Below are 1,950 nucleotides of genomic sequence, written 5' to 3' on the forward strand. Positions count from 1 at the left end.
CGCGCAGGCCCGGCTGCAGGGATCCCACTTCGCCGGGGCTAAGCAGCTCCAGGCGGTAACCTGCTTGCCGCCGAGCCGCCAGGGTTGCTTGCCAAGCGTCCACTTCCTCCTCCCGAAGGAGCTTGAGGATGCCGTGCCGATTGACGGGCAAATTCCGACCCAAGTCCGCTTCCAGCCGGGCAATCAAGGGATCAAACTGCTCCAGGCTTTTCAGGCGCAACTGCACCACCTCCCCATCCGGCTGGCGGCTGCAGATCCCCATCAACACCCCCAGTGACGCGCCCGTGGCGCCTGAGGCCGGATCCTTGGCGTCGATCCCAACCACTGATAGCCCTGCGGAAGACAGCTCGTAGGCGATGGCACAGCCCACCACGCCACAGCCAATCACCAAAACGTCACAGTTCAAGGTTCTTCCTCAAAGAGATCCCTTTTGCCGTGATACCCCATTCTCCGGGCGGGATCCCTTCTGGAGAGCGGCCAGCTTTGCCGCCCTTGTCCTCTGCGGCAAAAAGTAGGGGAAACGGCTAAGATGTCGACATCCCCGACTGCCTTCGCCCATGGATACTGAACTGCTGCTGCCCGACATCGCTGATCTGGTCACTGAGGACGATACCCCGGTGGATAACTTTGCCTCTGAAAAGCAGCAGCGTCTCCTGACGGGGGCACTCTACAGCTCTCTGCCCCACAAAACCTTCCTGGCAGCAGCCAATGTGGGCATCTACACCACCCCTAACCGACCTCCCATCGTGCCGGATGTTTTTCTCAGCCTGGATGTCACGGTGCCGGAACAATGGTGGGAGAAGCAGAACCGGTGCTATCTGCTCTGGCAATTTGACAAGCCGCCGGATGTGGTGATTGAGATTGTCTCCAACCGCGAAGGCGACGAGCTAGGGGGCAAGCTCAGTCGCTACGAGCAGATGCGGGTCAGCTACTACGTGGTTTTTGATCCCAACCACGAGCTGGGGCCAGAGGAGCTGCGCATTTTCGAGCTGCGAGGCCGCCACTATGCGGAAATGACCGAGACCTGGCTGGAACAGGTGGAGCTGGGCCTGAGGCTGTGGGACGGAGTTTTCGAGGGGAAACAAGCCCGCTGGCTGCGCTGGTGCGACGCCCAAGGGCAGTTGCTGTTGACGGGAGATGAGCGGGCCGAGCTGGAGCACCAACGAGCCGAGCGGGAGCGCCAGCGGGCCGAGCTGGAACGCCAACGAGCCGAGCGGGAGCACCAGCGGGCCGAGCTGGAACGCCAACGAGCCGAACAGGAGCGCCAACGGGCTGAGCGTCTGGCGGAAAGGTTGCGGGCTTTGGGCGAGGATCCTGATCTGGAGAGGTGACATACTCCTGGCCCTCACCGCATCCCACCCTAAGTGAAGGTCTCAGGAAAACCTATCTCCAAAGTCGCTGGGGATCCCCCGCTTTCCCCTACACTCAAAGAGGGAGCTACCCCCAAGTTGGGAAATCGTCCAGATGGGCTATCGCCGCCAGGATTGGTTGACCTACTGGCTGCTCAAGTGGCTGGTGGTCAATCCGCTGTTTCGGGGACTGTATTTTGGCCGCACCTATGGCCAGGAAAACGTGCCTCGCCAGGGATCCCTGATCATTGTCAGCAACCATGCCAGCCACTTGGATCCGCCGCTGGTGGCCAATGCAGTGCGCCGCCCTGTAGCCTTCATGGCCAAGGAAGAGCTGTTTCGGGTGCCAGCGCTGAAGCAGGTGATCCGGCTCTACGGGGCCTACCCGGTCAAGAGAGGCGGCTCTGACCGCGCCGCCTTGCGAGCCACGGAAGCAGCCCTGGCGCGGGGATGGGCGGTGGGGATCTTTCTCAACGGCACCCGCACCCCCGATGGCCGCATTCCCCAGCCTCACCTGGGGGCTGCCTTGGTGGCAGCGCGCACCCAGACACCTCTGCTCCCCGTGGCCCTCTGGGGTACCGAGAAGGTGCTGCCCAAGGGA

The 1,950-nt window shown here is 62.4% G+C and carries 3 protein-coding genes; 2 read left to right on the forward strand and 1 reads right to left on the reverse strand.

The window, feature by feature from the left end; all coding sequences use genetic code 11:
• On the reverse strand, positions 1-406 hold a 406-nt coding region (locus NW835_RS00390), incomplete at its 3' end, for an NAD(P)/FAD-dependent oxidoreductase (RefSeq protein WP_414414226.1).
• A 151-nt stretch (positions 407-557) separates the two neighbouring features.
• On the opposite strand from NW835_RS00390, the gene NW835_RS00395 reads away from it, so the two are divergent.
• Together NW835_RS00395 and NW835_RS00400 are read left to right on the forward strand one after the other, a co-directional pair.
• The gene (locus NW835_RS00395) at positions 558-1,331 is read left to right on the forward strand and encodes a Uma2 family endonuclease (RefSeq protein WP_414377149.1); all 774 of its coding nucleotides are present in this window, start codon (positions 558-560) and stop codon (positions 1,329-1,331) included.
• A 133-nt stretch (positions 1,332-1,464) separates the two neighbouring features.
• On the forward strand, positions 1,465-1,950 hold a 486-nt coding region (locus NW835_RS00400), incomplete at its 3' end, for a lysophospholipid acyltransferase family protein (RefSeq protein WP_414414227.1).

The sequence above is a fragment of the Synechococcus sp. OH2 genome (genome assembly GCF_047462155.1).
In the GTDB taxonomy this organism is placed as follows: Bacteria; Cyanobacteriota; Cyanobacteriia; order Thermostichales; family Thermostichaceae; genus Thermostichus.